A 1107-nucleotide genomic window follows, 5' to 3' on the forward strand; every position below is an offset into this window, starting at 1 on the left:
AACTCCTTGACGGATGCCGCCACCTTGGCTACCTGGGCGTCGGAGTGGGTGCGGGCATTGGCAGCATACGGAATCAAACGGTCCACTGGCCAAATCTCAATGGCATTGGCCATGGCGGGGATAGTGGTGTTCATTCGGCAAGCTCCTCCAGAGCGATGCGCAGTTCCTGGCTCAGCATGGACTCGATCGTCTTGCTGTCGGTCTCCGAGGCCAACACCGATGCCATGCGACTGGGAATATTGAGCAGGCGGTCACGAACCCGGCGGGCCAAGGCAAATGCCTCCTTGGCGACGTCTTCGGCGTTCAGCAGTTTGCCTGTCCTCTCTTCGTAGTCCAGACGGGTGAGTTTGGCGTTGTAGGTCTCCCGGACAGCTCGGCTCATCTGGTAGTTTGGCATCCCTGCCGCGACTGGCCCCGACTCTGGTTCCGCCGGTCTTTGGGAAGGTTGGCGGATTGGCGGGGGATTGGCCGGAGCTGGAACGGGAGCAGGCTTTGCCGGGACCGAGTCTGGCTTCCTTTGCTGCGCCGGGCTGGTGTTGCGTTCCCAGGCAACATTGGCCTTGGCCGGGTCAATCGTACCGTCTGCCTCGACAGGGATCCGCCCGGATTTGACGGCCTTGCGGACAGCACCTTCGGTGATGTCTCTCTGGCGGGCATATGAGCGAATAGAGATTCCCATCGTTCCTCTCCTGTTGTAGTATTGAAAGTGCGTACCGGGGTGCGTACCAGGGTGCGTACCAGGGTGCGTACCAGGGTGCGTACCAGGGTGCGTACCGCCAAAAATTGCATCTTATTGATAATTGAGTGATTAATAGCATTTTGGCGCTGACAGAGGTGCGTACCTGGGTGCGTACCTGAGGGTGTACGCGAAGGCACTTTGCAATGGCGTGCATCTTATTGATAAATTTGTGATTAATAGCGTTCATGCACTGACTGAGGTGCGTACCTGGGTGCGTACCTGGACACCGCATACGAACTGAAAATTCTGAATGTTTACCGGTAGTTGCCCTTGACAGGGTGCGTACTTTATGCCGGTGCGTACTGCGTACCCGTTTTTCAGTCTGGCGCTAGCAAAATGATGCGGTCCGAACCACCCAAGTTTTTTAT

At 56.9% G+C, this 1107-nt stretch carries 1 protein-coding gene; it reads right to left on the reverse strand.

Annotated elements, in window-relative coordinates:
* Window positions 1-130: 130 nt before the first annotated feature.
* Window positions 131-679, reverse strand: a complete 549-nt coding sequence (locus EJP87_RS16935) for a hypothetical protein (protein ID WP_130472993.1) — start codon at window positions 677-679, stop codon at window positions 131-133.
* Window positions 680-1107: the final 428 nt, after the last annotated feature.

It is taken from the genome of Candidatus Magnetaquicoccus inordinatus, from assembly GCF_004217665.1.
GTDB classification, from domain to species: Bacteria; Pseudomonadota; Magnetococcia; order Magnetococcales; family Magnetaquicoccaceae; genus Magnetaquicoccus; species Magnetaquicoccus inordinatus.